Below are 19015 nucleotides of genomic sequence, written 5' to 3'. Positions count from 1 at the left end.
AAGCCCTAGCGTTAATGAACTTTCCAATCGAGTTAAACTATCTCTACGGTGAGCCAGCCAGTCGTGCGGTTATCCGGACCGAAGCCGATGATTTCAGGGTCACTGAAGATCTCTCTTTTGAGCCTGAAGGCAGCGGCGATCATGTCTTTCTCTATATCCGCAAAACCGGTGAAAATACTGACTGGGTAGCCCGACAGCTGGCACACTTTTGTCAGGTAAGCCCGAAAGAGGTTGGCTACGCCGGTAAGAAAGATCGTCATGCGGTGACCGAACAGTGGTTCAGTGTGCATCTGCCGGGTCGCTCTCCCCTGACCTGGTCACTGTTTGAAACCGATACCATCAAAGTGCTCAAAGCGGTTAAGCATACCCGCAAGCTCAGACTGGGCAGTCTGAACGGCAACCGGTTTCAGATCCGCCTGCGCCAGGTGACTGAGCCGGCGGCGTTGCTGAGTCGTGCACAGCAGATTGTTGCCGGGGTCCCCAACTATTTCGGTGAACAGCGCTTCGGGCACCATCAGGGGAATTTACATAAAGGCTCTCTGTTGATTGCCGGTAAACTGAAAGAGCGGCAGCGGCACAAGAAAGGGCTTTATATTTCAGCCGTGCGCTCCTATATGTTTAATCAGCTGGTTTCGCAGCGCATCGGTCAGTCGCTTTTTAGTCAGCCGATGCCTGGAGATGTCATGATGATCAATGGCAGCCAGAGTTGTTTTCCGTTTGATGCCGCGGATGACACTATTCTGACGCGTCTGCAATCGGGGGAGTTGCACCTGACGGCGGCGATGTGGGGCCGGGGGCGCTCAATCTGTACTGAGGAAGCGGCCGCGTGGGAAGCTGACCAGTTAAAACCCTGGCAAGAGCAGCTGGAAGGGCTGGAGCGGCTGGGCCTGAATCAGGAACGTCGCTCAACCCGACTGATACCGGCTGATCTGACCATTGAACAGGAAACCGAAGATCAGTTTGTGCTTGCCTTTAATCTGCCCGCAGGCAGCTTTGCCACCAGTGTGCTCCGGGAGCTGGCGCAGGTGTCATCGGCTTCAGCGCAGCAGGAACCGGAGTCTGAGTGATGAGATTATTACTATCTAACGATGATGGTGTGTACGCGCCGGGGCTGGAAGCGCTGGCGCGAATTCTGGCCAAAGATTCTGAGCTGGCAGTAGTGGCTCCGGATCGTAACCGCAGTGGCGCCAGCAACTCACTGACACTGGATCGCCCTCTTGAGGCGCACCATCATCAGAATGGTTTTATCGGTATCAATGGTACGCCAACCGACTGTGTTCATCTGGGTATTGGCGGGATCTACCATGAACCCCCTGATATGGTGATCTCGGGCATTAACTGTGGCTCCAATCTGGGCGATGATGTGCTCTATTCAGGCACGGTTGCCGCGGCGATGGAGGGGCGTCATCTGCATCTGCCTCCGATCGCAGTATCATTGGCGGGCAGTGCCCCGGTTCACTATGACACCGCTGCGGAAGTCGTGCGTCAGTTGATCCGGGATATCCGTGGACTGGTGCTGGCTCCCCGAACCGTGTTGAATGTTAACGTACCGGATCTGCCTCTGGATCAGTTAAAAGGGATCCATGTAACCCGTCTGGGTCATCGGGTGGTGGCTGATAGCCCGGTCGAATCAATCGATCCGCGGGGCACACAGCGTTTCTGGATTGCCGGTGCTGGCGTGGCGGCTGACTGCGGTCCGGGCACTGATTTTTTTGCGGTTAAGTCTGGTTATGTTTCAATAACCCCGCTGAATATCGATATGACGCAGTACTCCGGAATGGATAATCTTAGTAACTGGCTTGAGGATTCAGAGTGAATAAGTTGCAGTTGCAGGGTATTGGGATGACCTCCCAGAGAACCCGCGGCAGGCTGGTGCAGCGGCTGAAAGAGCAGGGAATCACCGATCAGCAGGTGCTGGATGTTATGGGCAATACGCCACGTCACATTTTTATCGATGAGGCGCTGTCGCATCGGGCGTATGAAGATACTGCACTGCCGATCGGGTTTAATCAGACCATCTCGCAGCCCTATATTGTGGCGCGAATGACAGAAATACTGCTGGCGGGTGGTCCGCTGGAAAAAGTACTCGAGGTGGGAACCGGGTCGGGTTATCAGACGACTGTCCTGGCGCAGTTGGTTGATAAAGTGTTCAGTGTCGAGCGGATTAAGCCGTTACAGGAAAAAGCCCGACAGCGTTTTTCGTTGCTTAAAATTCGCAATGTCTCCCTAAGACACTGCGATGGCGGCATGGGATGGGCTGACCGGGGGCCCTTTGATGGCATTATGGTGACGGCGGCGCCAGAGGATGTTCCATCTGAGCTGTTAGCGCAGCTGGCCGTGGGCGGCCGCTTAGTGATTCCGGTCGGTGGCACGCATAATCAGCAACTTAAGCTGGTTGTTCGGGTCACAGAAACAGAGTATCAGACAACGGTACTTGAAGGGGTTAGGTTTGTGCCCCTGTTAAGCGGAACGATACGCTGAACTGATTAATGTAACGGGATATTGAATGAATACAAAGCGAACACCCCGGCAGTTTGTGGGGCTTTTTTTGAAAGGAATTATGATGGGGGCCGCGGATGTGGTTCCCGGCGTGTCTGGCGGCACTATCGCTTTTATTACCGGTATCTATGAAGAGCTGATCAATACCATCAAGGGCTTTAATCTGGGAGCGGTCAGAGTGTTGTTTCAGGAGGGCCCCGTGGCTTTCTGGAAACAGGTTAATGGCAGCTTTCTGTTGGTGTTGTTGGCCGGAATTGTCACCAGTATTGCCACTATTGCCGGGGCGGTGTTGTTTCTGCTGACCAATTATCCGATTCTGTTGTGGGCGTTCTTTTTTGGTCTGATTCTGGCATCGGTGTGGCTGGTGATGAGTCATGTTGAAAAGTGGAATATGAACCTGATATCCAGTTTTATCATCGGCTCAATTATCGCCTATACCATTACCAGTATTGCGCCCGTCAATGTTGAACCCACTGCGCTGATGGTGTTTATATCTGGCGCCGTTGCGATCTGTGCGATGATCTTACCCGGCATCTCGGGTAGCTTTATTTTGTTGTTGCTGGGGATGTATGCCCATATTCTGGCGGCGGTCAAAGGGGCTGATTTGCAGCTTATTGGTCTGTTTGTGGTTGGCTGTATCGTCGGTATTATGAGCTTTTCCCGGTTGCTTAGCTGGATGTTCAGTCACCATCGTCAGGTGACACTGGCGTTACTTGCAGGTTTTATGCTCGGTTCCCTGAACAAAGTATGGCCCTGGAAGTACACGCTTTCTTATACTATTAACCGGCATGGAGAACAGGTGCCGTTGCTGCAGGACAACATCCTCCCCTGGAACTTTGAAAGCATTACTGGCCAGTCAGCCTTTATGTTCTGGGCGATTGGGTTAACCCTGATTGGTATCCTATTGGTTGTGGTGATGGAGCGTTATCAGGCCGCTAAGGAATAGATTATGGTGAGAGCAGTTGCAGATTTTATCTCAGCTCCGGCATTGTTTGCCGTTGTGCTGATACTGTCTGCCTGCAGCTCAACCAGTCTGTACACCCCGGTTGATGAGCGCTCTATCAGTGGCCGCCACCCGGTTAAGGTGGTCAGCAGTCAGGCTCGCCCCGGTCAGTATCGGGTACGTCGGGGTGACACCCTCTATTCAATAGCATTTCGTTATGGGCTGGATTTCAGGCAACTGGCTCATAGCAATGGTATCAGCGATCGTTACGAGATATTCCCCGGCCAGCTTCTGGAGCTTAAGGAGACACCTCGTGCTAATAAAGGCGCGCAGCGGAGTGTCGCCGTTACCCGGCCTTCCCAATCTTCAGCTTCGGTTAAACCCGCATCGTCGGTCAAACCTGCTCCGACTAAACCGGGTGTTTCGCCTCCCGTGTCAGCCCCAGCCGTTGTGAAAAAACGTGTCGAGCCGGTGGCTGATCGCACACTGAGCTGGCGCTGGCCCGCGTCAGGTAAGGTTATTGGCCATTTTAGTAAACAGGGAAAAGTGAATAAAGGGATCAACTTTTCCGGTAATAAAGGCGAGCCTGTGTTTGCGGCTGAGTCGGGCAGGGTGGTGTATGCCGGGAGTGGTCTGTTGGGTTACGGTAACCTTGTCATAATTCATCATAACCACAAATATCTGAGTGCTTATGCGCATAACAGTCGCATTCTTGTGAAAGAAAATGATAAGGTAAAAACAGGTGACAAAATTGCCGAAATTGGTAATAGTGGAGCCTCTAGAACAATGCTGCATTTTGAGATTCGCAGGGATGGACAGCCTGTGGATCCTATGGTGTATCTGCCGCGGAAAAGATAAATACTTAAATGATTATCACTATGTAGTAACTGCTAAAAAGCTATAAAAAAGGTTACTCGGGAATAATGCAATGGTAAATGTTGAAAATAGTGATCAGGAGCTGGATGCGGTTTCCAGTGATATGGACAACACCAGTCCGGGTCCTGACGAAGTTGCTAACGACGAGCCAGAGTTTCTGAACAGTGGGCGAGGTAAGGGCAGTATGGCCCATAATGACCTGCTGAATGCCAAAACACTGGATGCAACACAGTTATACCTTAATGAGATTGGTTTCTCACCGCTGCTGACGGCTGAGGAGGAGGTGTACTTCTCCCGCCGAGCTCTGAAAGGCGATGAAGCATCACGCAAGCGGATGATTGAAAGTAATCTGCGGCTGGTGGTTAAAATTGCCCGCCGTTATATCAACCGGGGGCTGACGCTACTGGATCTGATTGAAGAGGGTAATCTTGGTCTGATCCGGGCGGTCGAAAAGTTTGATCCGGAGCGGGGCTTTCGTTTCTCAACCTATGCGACCTGGTGGATCAGACAAACCATAGAGCGGGCGATCATGAATCAGACCCGTACTATCCGGTTGCCGATCCATGTGGTTAAAGAACTGAATGTCTATCTGCGTGCCGCCCGTGAGCTGGCCCAGAAGCTTGACCATGAACCAACAGTGGAAGAGATTGCCACGGCAGTTGATAAGCCTGTTGAAAATGTTGAGAAGATGTTCGGCCTGAATGAACGGGTTAGTTCCATCGATGTTCCGGTCGGTAAAGATTCAGATAAGATGTTGCTGGATACGATCGCGGATGAAGAGTCATCGGATCCGGAGACTCTGCTGCAGAAATCCAATATCAGCGGCAATCTGGAAGGCTGGCTGGGAATGTTGCCGGAAAAGCATGCTGAGGTTCTGTCCCGCCGCTTCGGACTCAGAGGCTATGAGATGAGCACACTGGAAGAAGTGGGTAAAGAGATCGGCCTGACCCGTGAACGGGTGCGACAGATACAGGTTGAAGCACTGCGTAAGCTGCGTGAGATCGTGGAGCGAAATGGTCTGAGTGGCGAAGATCTGCTGAAAGGCTGAGCGCTTGAGAGATAAAAAAACCGGGTTGTTAAACACCCGGTTTTTTTATCGCTAAAATTCGCGGATCTCTGCGCTTTCAGAGGGGCGGCTCTCTGAATCAGTTACGCTCAGCTGCTTTTTTCAGACTATAGATAAGCTCCAGTGCTTCCCGGGGGCTCAGGTTGTCAGGTTCAAGCGCCTGAAGCTGCACCAGGGCAGGGTGGGGACGTGGCGCAACAAACAGGTCATCCTGAACCGGTGGCGGCTGGCGACGCTGCTCAGTCTGACCTGCATCCTCCTCGAGTTGAATCAGTTTCTGGCGGGCACGGCTGATCACATTGCCGGGCACTCCCGCCAGTTGGGCCACCTGTAAGCCATAACTCTGACTCGCCGGGCCCTCCTGAACTTCATGCATAAAGACAATATGATCCTGATGCTCAATCGCGGTCAGATGAACATTGAATACCCCCTGACAGAGCTCCGGTAGCACGGTCAGCTCAAAATAGTGGGTGGCAAACAGGGTCATCGCCTTAACTTCATTTGCCAGGTATTCCGCCGCAGACCAGGCCAGAGATAATCCATCGAAGGTGCTGGTGCCGCGGCCGACTTCATCCATCAGTACCAGACTTTGTTCGGTTGCGTTGTGCAGAATATTGGCGGTTTCCGTCATCTCCACCATGAAGGTCGAACGGCCTCCGGCCAGATCATCTGACGATCCCATGCGGGTAAATATCCGGTCAACCAGACCGATAGTTGCGCTCTGAGCCGGGACATAGCTGCCAATATGAGCCAGCAGTGTTATCAGCGCAGCCTGACGCATATAGGTGGATTTACCACCCATATTGGGGCCGGTAATAATCAGCATCTGCCGTTCAGGGGAGAGATTCAGGCTGTTGGCGACAAAAGGATCGTCGAGTACATCCTCAACCACCGGGTGGCGGCCGCCGGTAATCTGAACCTGCGGTTCATCCGTCAGTGTTGGAACCACATAATCCAGGCTGTCGGCACGTTCTGCAAGGTTGCACAGGACATCCAGTTCAGCCAGCGCCGCCGCGCTGTCCTGCAGTTGGGCGAGCTGCTCTGCAAGGGTCTCAACCAGCGCTTCATACAGCGCTTTTTCACGGCCTAATGCCCGGCTTTTAGCGCTCAGGGCTTTATCTTCAAACTCTTTCAGCTCCGGGGTTATGTAGCGTTCTGCATTTTTGAGTGTCTGGCGACGGATATAGTCGGCAGGGACCTCTGCCTTCTGTGCTTTACCTATCTCGATAAAATAGCCGTGCACCCGGTTGTAGCCTACTTTAAGTGTTGGGATACCGGTGCGTTCCCGTTCACGGGTTTCCAGCTGTACCAGATAGTCACCGGCGTTTTCACTCAGGCCCCGCAACTCGTCCAGCTCGGCATCGTAACCGGTGGCGATGACGCCACCATCACGGATAACCACCGGTGGATTTTCTGTGACTGCCCGGTTCAGCAGGTCGCAAAGATCAGGGAAGGTGCCGGCGGTTTCCGTCAGCGTTTTGAGCAGGGCCGGTTGTGTCGCTGCCAGAAGCGCCTGAACCTCAGGCAGAACCTGAAAAGCGTTCTTTAGTCGTTCAAGGTCGCGGGGACGGGCGGAACGCAGGGCAACCCGGGCTAACACCCGTTCGATATCGCCAATCTGTTTCAGTGGAGGCGATAACTGTTCAAAACGGTAGTCAGTGATCAGCCATTGCAGTGCAGCCTGGCGGGATTGCAGCGTATTGCGACAACGCAGCGGCCGGTTCAGCCAGCGTCTGAGCATGCGACTGCCCATCGGTGTTGCGGTTTTATCAATTACCGAGGCCAGGGTATTTTCACGCCCGCCCGCCAGATTGATATCGATCTCCAGATTCTTGCGGGTGGCGGCATCCAGGATAACGCTTTCATCCCGCTGTTCCAGCAGCAGGCGGCGAATATGAGGTAGTGCGGTTCGCTGAGTGTCTTTCGCGTATTGCAGCAGGCAGCCCGCGGCACCCAGAGCCACCGGCAGGTGATCACAGCCAAACCCTGTCAGGTCCTTGGTCTGGAATTGCTGACATAACAAGCGTTCAGCGGTTTCCCGTTCAAAATTCCAGGGAGCCTGAGGACGCAGGCCTTTGTAAGATTGCAGAGACTGAGCCAGATTGTGACCATCATTGAACAGAATTTCAGCCGGTTTTATCCGCTCAAGTTCACCGTGCAGCGCTTCTTCGCCCGTCACCTCAAGTAAACTGAAGCGACCGGTACTGATATCCACAATCGCGATACCGTAGCGTTGCAGGTCGGTGTTCACCGCGATCAGCAGACTGTCCCGGCGTTCATCCAGCAGCGCTTCGTCACTCAATGTCCCCGGCGTAACGATACGCATCACTTTACGCTCGACCGGTCCCTTGCTGGTGGCAGGATCGCCCACCTGCTCACAGATCGCTACCGACTCGCCTGCGCGTACAATTTTTGCAATATAACCGTCTGCCGAGTGGTAAGGGATTCCTGCCATCGGTATTGGATCGCCAGCAGACTTGCCTCTTGCCGTTAGCGAGATATCCAGTAGTTGCGAGGCTTTCTTAGCATCATCAAAAAACAACTCGTAGAAATCGCCCATGCGATAGAACACCAGTTGATCAGGGTGTTCAGCCTTGATCTTAAGATACTGTTGCATCATTGGTGTGTGTTTGTTCTCAATGGATTGATTTTCTTTACTTATATTTTTCATAAGTCACTGAAGTATAATGTATTTTCTGTATGTATCGACTTTATTTGTTTCATTGTATTCCATGAGGTTCCATTGCAGCGCAAAAATAAGTATAGGTTTTAGTATAGGTTTTTCTGGTTGCTTTGTAGTGCTATCATAAAACCTATACTGGCTATAGAGTTAGGCTTGGAGACAATGCAATGACAACGCATCAGGGTAGCAAACCGCTCACTTCAAAAACAGTTGAAAATATGAAACCTGGAAGCCCAGATCGATCTGATATTGGTGAATACCGAGGATTGAGAGTTAGTCGTGGTAAATCAGGAAGGACATCTTTCTACTATAGATATCGAAGCCCTTTAACGGGCAAACTGGTGCAAATGAATATCGGCAGATTCCCTGAGATGTCTCTGGCTGAGGCAAGGAACCAATTCTTAATTTTAAAGGAGGCCCGTTTATCCGGGATGTGTCCTGCAAATGAGAAAAAGAAACAAATAGAGGCTGAAGCCACAGTTAAAAATGAAGAGGCTCTAAAAGCCTCCCATCAAGGCTTTAGTGTAAAAAAATTGATCGATTTATATCTGGAAGAGTATATCGAGGACCGGAAGACGCCCGACGGCAAACTTGTTCTAGGTGCTAGAAAGCCAAAGGGACAGGCTGAAACGCGACGTACCCTGGAAAGTGATCCAATAAGGGGGTTTGGCTCACTTGAAGCGAATGAGTTAACTCGTCAGATGGTAGTGGAGCACATCATGGGTATAGTCAATCGAGGAGCAAATGTACAAGCAGGAAATGTGCTTCGTGAATTAACGGCTGCTTATGAGTACGCGATTGGTCTTGGTCGATTACCGCCTGATTTTGCTAACCCAGCACTTCTTGCTAAAGCTAGTCTAAGGCAGGCCAAGGTCAAGCTAACTAGCCAGAAGGGCAAAAGAGCGCTATCTGATCGGGAGTTGAAGAAGCTTCTTGAATGGTTGCCCGGATCAATTTACACCCCTACACAGAAAAATATCATTAGGTTTACATTATGGACGGGCTGCCGGACTGGAGAAGTCTGCGTTGCTGAATGGAAAGATATTGATATGGAAAAAGGAACCTTTCATATTAGAGAGTCTAAAACGGGTGCGGAAAGGTCTGTCCAGCTTCCAAAGCAGGCCGTTGAATTCCTGCGTTTTCTTCGCCTCAATACTGAGAAATATCTGTTCCCTTCCACTAAGACTAAGCTGCCAATCCAGCAAAAGCAGTTGACTGAGCAGGCTTGGCGCATGCGAAAAAATGGGAAAATGTTGGAGATAGATCCGTGGGTGCCGCATGACCTTCGCAGAACGGTTAGGACTGGGTTGTCACGTTTGCGTTGCCCTAATGAGATTGCTGAAGCAGTACTTGGTCATGCTCGAGGTGGGATAGAAGGAACGTATGACCTTCATCGTTACGAAGCAGAGTGCTGCGAGTGGTTGCAGAAATGGGCTGATCATTTAGATGGCTTAATTTAATTTGTAAAAATCGGGGCTAGCCGACGCGCTACCGGCTCACAGCAGGGTCTTTGGAAGCCGTTAAGGTGTGATGGCTGTACGGTTTACCGTAGTCAAGGTGTGAATGTTATGAGGTCTACGATTAAGTGTAAAGTTTGTGTTAATTACTTAACTATCCAAGGTCCGTCTTTTAATTTCTCTGCAAGATGTACTGGTCAACTCCAACCGGACACCTTTTTTTGTAAATTTTCAAAGTTGACCGGAGATAAACTTCCGTTCGCCGTATGAAGCCTTTCCAGATTGTAATATCTCATGTACTTAACCACATCCTGCCTCATATGCTCTCGCGTTGGCTGGTTAACCTTCAGTATCCAGTCATGCTTTAAGCTACCAAAGAAGCGCTCAACGACTGCATTATCCCAGCAGGCTCCAACGTCACCCATAGATGAACGGAGGCCGTAGCTTTTCAGCAAGCGCCGGTGCTGTTTGCTGGTATATTGTGAACCTCGGTCACTGTGAAAGACCAAGCCCTGTTTCGGCTGACGCAGATTAACTGCTTTCATCAACGCTCTGCAAACCAGGTCAGCACTCATGCGCTTATCAATATGCCAGCCCACAATACGACGTGAGTACAAGTCCATCACGATCGCAAGATACATCCACCCCTCCGCAGTTCTGAGATACGTGATATCGCCAGCCCAAACCTCATTCGGAGCAACCGGGTTAAAATTCTGGTTCAGCAGGTTGTCAGCCACCTGATCGCTATGTCTGCGTTTAGTCGTTACCTTGTAAGCGGTACGCTGCTTAACCTGTAATTTCAGTTTACGCATGAGTGTGCGGGTGCGATAACGTCCAATTCTAAAGCCTTCTTCACGTAGCTTTTTCGCCAGCTCTCGACTGCCCAGGCTCTCTCGGCTAGCCCTAAACAACTCTTTGGCTCTGCGATACAAGTGCAGAGTATCAGCGCTGATGACCTTCGCTGGCCGTTTACACCAGCTGTAATATGCGGAGCTGCTCACTCTCATTACACGGCACAGAACACGTACTGGATAGATCGCGGCTTGGCGCTGAACGAAGCGATACTTTACTTCATTTCTTTTGCGAAGAAGGCTGAAGCCTTTTTTAAAATCTCTTTCTCCATACGCAGCTCTTTATTTTCTTTGCGCAGGCGTTTTAGCTCTTCTCGTTCATCCTCGGCCAGCGTCTGTCCTTGTTGCTGCTCTTCAAACTGCTGTTTCCAGCGATAGAGCATATTGGCCGCAATACCCAGTGATTTAGCAGCTTCAGGCACTGAGTAACCTTGGCCAATGACCAGCGCAACAGCTTCTTCTTTGAACTCTTTCGGGTATTGCTTGTAACTACGTTTCTGTCCCATTCCTACACCTCAATGTTTGACGTTTATAGTCTCTCATTAAAGTGTCCGGTGTCATTAGACCATTACAATGCTTCAGAGTCTGTCTGCTTTTCCAGCCTTGTCAAAAACGCCAGTGCAGATTCAGACTCATTCCACTCTCTTGACGCAGAAAGACCGTCGTTGGAACGAGTCATACCTGCTCGCTTCTTTAGGAGATACTGTCTCGCCCAGAGCTCCTGTATTCTATCATTCTGTCTAATCCATGACTGCGCCATGACGTCACTCTGATTTCATTATTGAATATATTAGACTATATTAAATCAAATATATTAAACAATAATTCATCTTAAAAAAAATATCATAAGGCATTGTTCTGTCATACTGTATTTCTACATATAGTCTACCTCTTGAATGGTTAGAGAAAATTCATATGTCTTTCAATAGAGGACTTTCCACCGCTAGCAGGTTTGTATGGATTGGCCTAAACCACTTGGCCTATGAGCAAAACAATACATGTATCGAAGGGAGCGTGAAGAGCATCGGAAATCGGTTGGGCTTGTGCGATAGGACCTTCAAAAAGGCTATTGAAGAGCTTCGGAAAGCTCGTTTACTGACTCTCATTAATATGAAAACTAACTTAGGGGCAAATTCATTTAAATACGACCTAACCCCTATTCTTAATGCCTCGTGCAATGAGGAACTCTCGCATCCATCGTTTCGTAACTTACTATTAAGTCAAAAGCCTTTCGCAGGTAAAAAGATCACAGTACGCCAGAGGATGTTAATGATTGCTGTACTAGCGATTTCTGAAGAGTTTGGTTTTGTAACAGATCTTCATAAAGTAAAGCTATCAAAGCTAACAGGAATACCTCGTCACAACATTTCACCGAATCTATTCAAGCTAGAAGCCAAAGGCCTCATTAGCCCCATAATACAAAGCAATTCAAAAAAATCGATCTGGGCGCATCAACCGGAACTATCTGCAGGCTCATCAGGAATCAAGCTCCTTTTCTCTAGCTATCAATACCTTGAAACCAAAGTAATATCGCTCTTTACTCGGAATAAAGAGCTTGAAAAGCAATTGAGTACATTGGACCCACTCAAGCTTGGAAAGAAGCCCATGAATTATCCAAATATGCGTTGGGCGGATATAGATCGTCATCTAAGTAATCCATTTCACACGGCCCCTGATATGGCCCGTCAATCATTGCTTGAAGCGATAACCTTAGAATCAGGCAGGACCGTGTGGAAAAGGCTTGAGAAAAAAAACTTACTTTTCGACTTAAACCTAGTGCTGCTGCAAGCTGCAGTGCAAATTTTACTTTCGACGGACAGCTCAGGTATGTACAACGAATCTGCTCAAACTAACGACATGATTCAGCAGCAACTTCAGTTTTTCCCGATTACACCAAAGCAACGGGAGACTCTAATCCAGATTGCAGTATTGTTAAGTGCAATGATAGCCACAGCAATAAAGAACCAAATAAAGCACATATTTCCCAAGTGGAGATTAACCGGGAGTCATATCTGGATTGTATCACTCCATCCAATTTTGACTTTGCATTGCTACGGTGCCAATGAGTCAGGTATGAGCAAGAATTACATATTCAATTATGAGCCCAATTACAACGACCGGAACGAAACAAGCAGGTCAGGAACTTGAACACACAACAAATTAATCAATTGCAGGCCACTCAATCCAAAATCGAATAAGTACTGAGGTACCTTGCATATTCACCTAAGGCTGACTGCAATCAGAGTAGATCTGTCGATACCTGATAACTGAAGCTGTCTAGTAAAAAACCAAAGTATACGGAAAGGGACACGCAACTTAGGTTGCAACAATCCCAAAAAAATGAAGACTGTGCCTCCATTTGATAAAAACCTGCCCTTAACTGGCCTAGGAAAGCTATTCTCAGCGCAATACTTGTAAACCGTGGAACTGGCTAGACCTGTAATGCCCATCACTTGCCTAAGGTTCAGCAACTTGAATGCACCGGGGGGGCTTCCGAAACAATCATAACTCTAGCTCCTTAAAGTCGCGGTCCACTTCCTCCTGAGTAATACCAATATAGCGAAGGGTTACGCCCTCAGAGCTATGCCTGAGCATTTTCATTACTCTCGCAATATCACTAGTGGATTTATAGAGATGGTAGCCACGGGTCTTTCGCATGGAGTGTGTACCAAGCATCAGCTTCAACTCCTTTCCAACCGATCCGAAGGCTTTACTTACGGCTCGCCGAGAAATTGGACGAGGTGCACGGTTAACAGATTGTTGGTTTCTGTAAGATTGAAACAAATAAATGTGATTAGGATGTTCCCGTTTGATGCGGCAAATTATTTGTAATGCTTTAGGGTTGAGTTGAATACTGGCCTGCTTGCCAGTCTTTTGTTCACGGAGGACCAATCGGTCCTCTTCTATGTCGCTATACTTGATAGCAAGTAGATCAGAGATACGTAACGCCAAGTTAATCCCAATATTCCAGATATCCGACATCTGCTGACTATGCCGAATCCCCAGAAGATGGCTAATCAACTTGATGGTATCCGTATCTTTAACCGCTTGGACTTCTGCCATAGCGTGTTCCTTTTTTCGAGTGAAATGACTATTTTGAGAACTTCGAAGAGGAAATTTACCGCAAAGCCCCATGTGGCAAGGGTTTGCAAGTTCCCAAAAGACTAAAATGGGAACCTGAATGGCTCCCTTGAAAATAAAAGACCTAAAGCAGACCACGTTCAGCAAACGATACGGTTCCTTCCAGACCAACGACGATATGATCCAGTAGACGCACCTCCACTATGTTCAGGGCTTCGTTCAGCCGATTGGTGATTGCGCGATCAGCCTGGCTGGGTTCAGGATCTCCGGAAGGGTGGTTGTGAACCAGGATGACTGCTGCTGCATTTTGCGCCAGGGCTTTTTTCACCACCTCCCGTGGGTGTACGCTGGCTGAATTGATTGAGCCCATGAAGAGTTCGACGAACTCGATAATCCGGTGGCGGTTATCCAGTAAGACCATGCCGAACACCTCTCTTTCGTAATGCATCAGCAATGTCTGCAGGGCACTGATAACGGCTTCAAGGTTTAGCAGAGGGCGGCCACGCTTAAGCCGTCTACGGGCCAGCATATTGGCTAGTCGCATCAGCTCTCTATCGGTGACTGCGTCAGGTACGACATAGGTGCCGGGGAGTTCCCCGGCGATCAGCTGTGTTGTCATTGTTGTAATCTCCTTGATGTCTCAGGCTGCCTGGGACTGACCTTTAAGTTGGGCAAAATGTTCGGTGAGCTGCCACAGCGCCCGGTTGAGCCGAACATCTTCAGTGACAGAGCGGATAGCGCGAGTGCGGGTGTTGCGCCCATTGCGGGAACGTCCAGACATACCGCCTTTCAGCAGGTTTTCCTGAGTACGATTGAAGACTCGCCAGAGGTCTTGGTCCCGGTCTTCAGAACGTCGCGCCTGAAGCAGCGCATCAGGCTTAACAGGACTAACCTCGCGCCAGTCTTCGCCATAGCGCAGCGTGAGGGCTGATTGAGCGTATAGACGTGACTCTTCCGGTGTTAGTCGCATCGACTGAAACTGCTCGACGCTGCCCGCTAGATTAGGTACTTCATCAATCAGGGCGATAGAACCATCCAGTATCTGATCGACAACCTGTTTGCCATGTCTTACCCGGATGCCGCCCATCTCACCAACGGGGGTGACCATGCCGTTACTACAGATCAAACGGAACAGCCCCAGGTCTAGCTGATAGGCTGCTGTGCGATTATGACTGTTGGTCAGTACTAATTCGGCAACGCTGTCGCCGACTAAGATCTGACGATCAGGGTCCTGACGAAAGCGCACCATGTGGCGGGTGGTATCCCGGAGCTCGGGATTACGAACGCGTGTTTGCTGTGCTCTTACGGGGTGCCAACCTTCCGCTTGCAGAGCGTTGACCACCTCGATGGTGGGTACAAAACCATAACGGTCTGATACTGCCAGATCCGGTGCCTGGGCAAAGATAGCGGGTGCCTGACGGTACAGTTGATCGTGGGATAAAGTATTCATATAAAGCCTCCTGACCTGCACAGGCATGCCCCACAGGGCTGCTTATCCCGGCAGGGTGATTGTGATGTAAAGGTTTAGGGAGTGTTGCTGGTGGAATCCGGTTTGATTGCCGGGTGTTGGGCTGATGGGGTTTGATTACCCCGTCGCTTGGGATCCGGATTGAGTTACACGAATCCCCTGTGATTTGGCGACCAGTTTCTGGGTCAGTCGCTCAGGTTCCAGACCATTGCGAGGCAAGTCAGTTTCCCAATGAGCACTGGCGTGAGTGGATATTGCCGTTTCATGGGGATAAAACTCTTCGACAATAGCGGCCGCATCTTCCTCCTGTTCTTCAAAGTCACCATTGGCAAAGCCCAATCGGGCTGCCTGATCCAGCGCCTTTTGATTGAATCCAACTTCATGTCGATCCAATGCCATCTGTTGCGCGTTGGCCAGCGCCTCTTCCAGGTCCATACCTTCTCGCAACGTGATATCCACGTAATAGATCGGTGTTCCATGACTCTGTCGGGTTGATTTACCCCGCAAGCGAAGCTCAAGCGGCAGACATGCGAGTGTGTTATTTGAGACTGCTTTGAAATACGCCAGGCGTGCTGCCAACGTACGTATTGAGTTGAAGCCGGTGGTGCGAAAGATAAAGGTACCTAATGGATCTTCATCGCCGACCACCACGTTCAGCCGGGCATAAGGCTTACATCGGCCTCCCTGAGCCAGTTCACAGCCATCGGGGCCTGGACAGGGTAGTGTCTGCATCCCTTCACGGGTTCGGCGTCGGCATTGTTCACCGTCACCAACACACAAAGGTCTGGCCGTGTTACGATCAAACAGAGAGTACTCGGCTCTAAGGTTTAACTCGGGTTCATTGAACAGCAGCCGAATCGGGATCCGGCGTAGCTTATTTTCCTGGGTTGCACGCAGTGATTCATCTAACGGGTGTGGCAACCAGCCCTCCCGTGTCTGAATCTGCGAAGTCAGTGTGAACTGATCATCTTTTTGCGGCAGACGCTTACCGTCTTTTTCGATCACCTTGCCAATGGCGATACGCCCCAGAATCGGTGGGGTGATAGCGAGACCTTTCAACATGGTTTACCTCCAAACGAAATAGAAAAAGCCCCACCATGACCGAATGGTAACGATGAGGCTTGATTAGGGATAACGAATACGTGGTGCTGTTGTTGCGATATGATTCAGCGGCTATGCACCACAAAACGACGACTACCTTGCTTTATGGTCAGGTACTGTTTTATCAGATCAGGCTGTTCCTGCTTTAAACGTGCTAGATCAACCGTGCGAGTGTCACTGCTTTTCTTCCAGGTAATACGGCCTGCCGAAAACTGCGCTTCACTGGCGCAGCCCATGGCTTGTTGTAACTGGTGCTTCAATTGAGCTTCCTGCTGTTTAGCCTCCTCCAATACCGAACGGACGGTCTGAAGTTGTTCAAACGCATCACAGAGCTCCGTGTGTTCACTCAGGTCCACCACTTCATGGTCATCATTGGGGTATAGATTGCGCAGTGCTCTTTCCGCAGATTCACTGGCATCAGCCGGAGGGGCAATATCCTCTTCGACATGACGCCAGAACGCTTGTTCAAGTGCTACCAGACGCTCGATCAGTGCCTCATCCCGTTGCAGCCTGAAGATTCGCAGTTCATTACCGCCAACCAATACCGCCACATCAGCAGCGGCCTGACCGGTGACCGCCAGTTGATGCATCACCTGAAGCTGCACATATTCCGGGACACCATCACGCCAGAGTTTTGCGCCATTAATCCCGGCGGTTTTGCACTCCAGTATTTGCACCTCAGTAGATCCCGCGACCTCGCGATCCAGATTAGCCAGCATCCAGGGATAGTCTGTGTGCTGTAGTACGGCATTCACTCGACGTACCTTATGACCGGTACGCTTTGCATAATGCTCCGCCACAATAGGCTCCAGTACCGTGCCCCAGAACAGCGGACCATTGTCCTCATCTGGCGTTTGGGTGTCGGGTGCATGAGCATCACTCAACCGCCCGGTTTTCTCCATCCATAGTTCCAGCTGAGACTTATAAGGGTTCAGGCCAACGGCTGCCGCCGCATCCGAACTCCCTATACCGCGTTGGCGAATGGACAGCCAGGTATCGCGATCCATCTGGCGGGTATTCACCAGACGGTGTGCATTCCCGTGACGGCGTTTGGTTGTAGTGTTCAAGGCCTGAATATGTTCAGCCTGAATGGTGCCGTGTGTGCAAAGTGTTGTCATAACGACCTCCTATTCCTGGACGGCATAAAGCCCGGCACTGGGCCGGGTGCCGAGGAATCAGTTGTGTGTAATGTGAAAGGGGTAGGTGCTAACCAAGGCAGACGTTAGCTATCAACACGGAAGGTGTGACCGCAGTTAGAACACTGGTAGTTATCCAGCACTTTTTCATCAACGATCTTACCCATATTAGCGCCCGCAATGCTGCCGGTCGTGCCGCCGACTAAACCGCCCAGTAAAGCGCCAGCAAGTCCACCTAACGCCATGCCGATAGGGCCACCGGCAGCGCCAGCGATAAAACCCGCTTGTGCTCCTGATGTTGCGCCAGCAATACCTGTTGCAGTGCCTGCGACGCCACCTGTAATACCGCCGATTTTGCGACCGACATCGCGAGTGGTTATCTGAGTTGAAGAGCAGGCTGGGCATGCATATGACATATCGATTCTCCTAAGAAAGAACATAAGAACCGGACGGGATAGCCCGGAAGGACAGCGATGTACTGTTCTCGGGTAGGTGATATATATCTGAGATTTTTTTATTTGAATGGGAATGATATTTGGAACGGGCTGACTGTCTCAGGAGTGCCCAGTAAGTTCTTACATATACGCCCTATCGCATGAAACAATCACTTTCGGAGAAAATCTCATGCGACTCTTACGTTTACCAGAAGTAAAAAATGCAACTGCACTGTCCCGTTCCAGCGTTTACCGCTTAATGGAAGTTGGAGCGTTTCCAGCCTCTGTTCAAATTAGCGCCCGATCTATTGGTTGGGTGGAAGAGGAAGTGCAGAACTGGATTCAGCAACGCATTGCTGATCGTGAAAGCAACTCAACATCAATGTAACGACAAACCCCTCAGATAATGAGGCTTAGGCCTCATCGTCTTTATTCGCAAAGCCATAATAGTTTCCCAGAGTAGCTCTATTGGAAAATCGACGAAGAATCTCGGTAAATTCGATGCTTTACATCGAGAATCCTCGTTGATAATTTCCGGTATAGGAATATAACCCCCTCCGGGCTATCCAGGCGTTCAAGACGCTAACCTCTATAGCATACGCATAATTCTCAGATTAAATTCAGAGCTGCAATGCTGTCTGAGCAAAGGGCTACTCTGTTCTTATTTACGGAGTTCAAAATGACAAATAAACGCGTACCAGACAATACTAATTTGAAAGTATGGACTCAGCCTTCTTACCAAGGGCTGTCAGTCAATATCACGTATGAATTGGTCGAACAGTACCTACACAAACTAAAGCAGGTGATTGATCTCTCAATACAGGATTATCCACGAGTCTTCGCTGTGTGTTTACAACTTCACTGCAAATGTCCGACAGAGGACTTAGCCAATAACAACAAGGTGATGAGCCGCTTCAAGGATGCGGTTGATTCCAGAATCGCGAGTTATCAAAAACGATCGACGCGATGCGATCTGACACTCGATCTTTGTAGGATGAGAATAGCCTGGGGACGAGAGCAGAGTGGATCACATGTTCCTCACTTCCATGTGGTATTACTGTTTAACCGGGAACTTTTCTATACCCTGGGGTCATTCCTCCCAGATGCAGGTAGTCTTTTTCAAATCATTCAGAGTGCTTGGTGCTCTGCATTGAATATCCCAAGGGAATATGCGGCTGGTTTAGTTCATGTCCCATCTAATGCGGAGTACTACCTGAATCGTTCTGATGACTACGCGCAACTACCAAGCTTCTTTCAGCACGCCAGCTATCTCTGCAAAGTGGATACGAAATGCTTTGGCCAGCGGCTGCAAAGCTTTGGTGGATCTCGCAAGTAACCCGCAGATTGTTTCTCTCTATACATGTTATGACCACGGCGATGCCGTTATATCAACATGATCAGGAGAACTCTCATGTCACAT

General features: G+C 49.9%; 19 protein-coding genes. 10 read left to right on the top strand and 9 right to left on the bottom strand.

Annotated features, from left to right (window positions below; genetic code table 11):
* Positions 1 to 14 precede the first annotated feature (14 nt).
* The 6 genes from KDX31_16530 (at position 15) to rpoS (ending at position 5366) form a co-directional block, all read left to right on the top strand.
* A complete protein-coding gene (locus KDX31_16530) occupies positions 15 to 1067 on the top strand; it encodes a tRNA pseudouridine(13) synthase TruD (protein ID UTW02918.1) in 1053 nt (350 codons plus the stop codon).
* Entirely contained in the window at positions 1067 to 1816 is a 750-nt protein-coding gene (surE, locus tag KDX31_16525; GenBank protein UTW02917.1) for a 5'/3'-nucleotidase SurE, read from the top strand. The genes KDX31_16530 and surE overlap by 1 nt, the downstream gene beginning before the upstream one ends.
* Positions 1817 to 1842: 26 nt before the next feature.
* Positions 1843 to 2481, top strand: coding sequence for a protein-L-isoaspartate(D-aspartate) O-methyltransferase (locus KDX31_16520; protein UTW05431.1), 639 nt, complete (start codon positions 1843 to 1845; stop codon positions 2479 to 2481).
* Between the two features lie 25 nt (positions 2482 to 2506).
* A complete protein-coding gene (locus KDX31_16515; protein ID UTW02916.1) occupies positions 2507 to 3445 on the top strand; it encodes a DUF368 domain-containing protein in 939 nt (312 codons plus the stop codon).
* Between the two features lie 3 nt (positions 3446 to 3448).
* Positions 3449 to 4300, top strand: a complete 852-nt coding sequence (locus KDX31_16510; protein UTW02915.1) for a peptidoglycan DD-metalloendopeptidase family protein — start codon at positions 3449 to 3451, stop codon at positions 4298 to 4300.
* Positions 4301 to 4370: 70 nt separating this feature from the next.
* Positions 4371 to 5366 carry an RNA polymerase sigma factor RpoS gene (rpoS, locus tag KDX31_16505; GenBank protein UTW02914.1) on the top strand — a complete coding sequence of 332 codons (996 nt, stop codon included), beginning with the start codon at positions 4371 to 4373 and terminating at the stop codon, positions 5364 to 5366.
* 97 nt (positions 5367 to 5463) lie between these two features.
* On the opposite strand, the gene mutS is transcribed toward rpoS, so the two are convergent.
* Positions 5464 to 8055: a DNA mismatch repair protein MutS gene (gene mutS / locus KDX31_16500; protein UTW02913.1), complete on the bottom strand. Its 2592-nt coding sequence runs from the start codon at positions 8053 to 8055 to the stop codon at positions 5464 to 5466.
* Between the two features lie 179 nt (positions 8056 to 8234).
* Between mutS and KDX31_16495 the strand changes: the two genes are divergently transcribed.
* Positions 8235 to 9527: a tyrosine-type recombinase/integrase gene (locus KDX31_16495; protein UTW02912.1), complete on the top strand. Its 1293-nt coding sequence runs from the start codon at positions 8235 to 8237 to the stop codon at positions 9525 to 9527.
* 194 nt (positions 9528 to 9721) lie between these two features.
* On the opposite strand, the gene KDX31_16490 is transcribed toward KDX31_16495, so the two are convergent.
* A protein-coding gene (locus KDX31_16490; GenBank protein UTW02911.1) for an IS3 family transposase occupies positions 9722 to 10881 on the bottom strand; the annotation gives its coding sequence in 2 pieces (ribosomal slippage) (positions 9722 to 10617 and positions 10617 to 10881; 1161 coding nt in all).
* Between the two features lie 409 nt (positions 10882 to 11290).
* On the opposite strand from KDX31_16490, the gene KDX31_16485 reads away from it, so the two are divergent.
* Positions 11291 to 12523, top strand: a complete 1233-nt coding sequence (locus tag KDX31_16485) for a hypothetical protein (GenBank protein UTW02910.1) — start codon at positions 11291 to 11293, stop codon at positions 12521 to 12523.
* A 71-nt stretch (positions 12524 to 12594) separates the two neighbouring features.
* Here KDX31_16485 and KDX31_16480 read toward each other — a convergent pair whose 3' ends face one another.
* The 7 genes from KDX31_16480 to KDX31_16450 all read right to left on the bottom strand — a co-directional run bounded on the left by KDX31_16480 (position 12595) and on the right by KDX31_16450 (position 17577).
* Positions 12595 to 12825, bottom strand: coding sequence for an AlpA family phage regulatory protein (locus KDX31_16480; GenBank protein ID UTW02909.1), 231 nt, complete (start codon positions 12823 to 12825; stop codon positions 12595 to 12597).
* Between the two features lie 52 nt (positions 12826 to 12877).
* The gene (locus KDX31_16475) at positions 12878 to 13438 is read right to left on the bottom strand and encodes a tyrosine-type recombinase/integrase (protein UTW02908.1); all 561 of its coding nucleotides are present in this window, start codon (positions 13436 to 13438) and stop codon (positions 12878 to 12880) included.
* A gap of 142 nt (positions 13439 to 13580) precedes the next feature.
* Positions 13581 to 14075, bottom strand: a complete 495-nt coding sequence (gene radC / locus KDX31_16470; GenBank protein ID UTW02907.1) for a DNA repair protein RadC — start codon at positions 14073 to 14075, stop codon at positions 13581 to 13583.
* Positions 14076 to 14096: 21 nt separating this feature from the next.
* The gene (locus KDX31_16465) at positions 14097 to 14906 is read right to left on the bottom strand and encodes a DUF945 domain-containing protein (GenBank protein UTW02906.1); all 810 of its coding nucleotides are present in this window, start codon (positions 14904 to 14906) and stop codon (positions 14097 to 14099) included.
* Positions 14907 to 15041: 135 nt separating this feature from the next.
* Positions 15042 to 15986: a hydrolase or metal-binding protein gene (locus tag KDX31_16460; protein ID UTW02905.1), complete on the bottom strand. Its 945-nt coding sequence runs from the start codon at positions 15984 to 15986 to the stop codon at positions 15042 to 15044.
* 104 nt (positions 15987 to 16090) lie between these two features.
* Positions 16091 to 17143, bottom strand: coding sequence for a YqaJ viral recombinase family protein (locus KDX31_16455; protein UTW02904.1), 1053 nt, complete (start codon positions 17141 to 17143; stop codon positions 16091 to 16093).
* A 104-nt stretch (positions 17144 to 17247) separates the two neighbouring features.
* Positions 17248 to 17577: a hypothetical protein gene (locus KDX31_16450; protein ID UTW02903.1), complete on the bottom strand. Its 330-nt coding sequence runs from the start codon at positions 17575 to 17577 to the stop codon at positions 17248 to 17250.
* Positions 17578 to 17785: 208 nt separating this feature from the next.
* On the opposite strand from KDX31_16450, the gene KDX31_16445 reads away from it, so the two are divergent.
* Entirely contained in the window at positions 17786 to 17983 is a 198-nt protein-coding gene (locus KDX31_16445; protein UTW02902.1) for an AlpA family transcriptional regulator, read from the top strand.
* Between the two features lie 291 nt (positions 17984 to 18274).
* A complete protein-coding gene (locus KDX31_16440; protein ID UTW02901.1) occupies positions 18275 to 18931 on the top strand; it encodes an inovirus Gp2 family protein in 657 nt (218 codons plus the stop codon).
* Positions 18932 to 19015 lie beyond the last annotated feature (84 nt).

This window comes from Amphritea atlantica, from assembly GCA_024397875.1.
GTDB classification, from domain to species: domain Bacteria; phylum Pseudomonadota; class Gammaproteobacteria; order Pseudomonadales; family Balneatricaceae; genus Amphritea; species Amphritea atlantica_B.
Note: the sequence above shows the minus strand (reverse complement) of the source record. Positions and strands in the feature narration are given on the sequence as shown.

What these genes read in the sequence shown, in the direction of transcription:
- KDX31_16520 (UTW05431.1), top strand. Translation starts at nt 1,843, where the DNA reads ATGACCTCCCAGAGAACCCGCGGCAGGCTGGTGCAGCGGCTGAAAGAG.
- KDX31_16445 (UTW02902.1), top strand. Translation starts at nt 17,786, where the DNA reads ATGCGACTCTTACGTTTACCAGAAGTAAAAAATGCAACTGCACTGTCC.
- KDX31_16510 (UTW02915.1), top strand. Translation starts at nt 3,449, where the DNA reads ATGGTGAGAGCAGTTGCAGATTTTATCTCAGCTCCGGCATTGTTTGCC.
- rpoS (UTW02914.1), top strand. Translation starts at nt 4,371, where the DNA reads ATGGTAAATGTTGAAAATAGTGATCAGGAGCTGGATGCGGTTTCCAGT.
- KDX31_16485 (UTW02910.1), top strand. Translation starts at nt 11,291, where the DNA reads ATGTCTTTCAATAGAGGACTTTCCACCGCTAGCAGGTTTGTATGGATT.
- KDX31_16475 (UTW02908.1), bottom strand. Translation starts at nt 13,438, where the DNA reads ATGGCAGAAGTCCAAGCGGTTAAAGATACGGATACCATCAAGTTGATT.
- KDX31_16465 (UTW02906.1), bottom strand. Translation starts at nt 14,906, where the DNA reads ATGAATACTTTATCCCACGATCAACTGTACCGTCAGGCACCCGCTATC.
- KDX31_16515 (UTW02916.1), top strand. Translation starts at nt 2,507, where the DNA reads ATGAATACAAAGCGAACACCCCGGCAGTTTGTGGGGCTTTTTTTGAAA.
- KDX31_16440 (UTW02901.1), top strand. Translation starts at nt 18,275, where the DNA reads ATGACAAATAAACGCGTACCAGACAATACTAATTTGAAAGTATGGACT.
- mutS (UTW02913.1), bottom strand. Translation starts at nt 8,055, where the DNA reads ATGAAAAATATAAGTAAAGAAAATCAATCCATTGAGAACAAACACACA.
- KDX31_16530 (UTW02918.1), top strand. Translation starts at nt 15, where the DNA reads ATGAACTTTCCAATCGAGTTAAACTATCTCTACGGTGAGCCAGCCAGT.
- surE (UTW02917.1), top strand. Translation starts at nt 1,067, where the DNA reads ATGAGATTATTACTATCTAACGATGATGGTGTGTACGCGCCGGGGCTG.
- KDX31_16450 (UTW02903.1), bottom strand. Translation starts at nt 17,577, where the DNA reads ATGTCATATGCATGCCCAGCCTGCTCTTCAACTCAGATAACCACTCGC.
- KDX31_16460 (UTW02905.1), bottom strand. Translation starts at nt 15,986, where the DNA reads ATGTTGAAAGGTCTCGCTATCACCCCACCGATTCTGGGGCGTATCGCC.
- KDX31_16480 (UTW02909.1), bottom strand. Translation starts at nt 12,825, where the DNA reads ATGGGCATTACAGGTCTAGCCAGTTCCACGGTTTACAAGTATTGCGCT.
- KDX31_16495 (UTW02912.1), top strand. Translation starts at nt 8,235, where the DNA reads ATGACAACGCATCAGGGTAGCAAACCGCTCACTTCAAAAACAGTTGAA.
- radC (UTW02907.1), bottom strand. Translation starts at nt 14,075, where the DNA reads ATGACAACACAGCTGATCGCCGGGGAACTCCCCGGCACCTATGTCGTA.
- KDX31_16455 (UTW02904.1), bottom strand. Translation starts at nt 17,143, where the DNA reads ATGACAACACTTTGCACACACGGCACCATTCAGGCTGAACATATTCAG.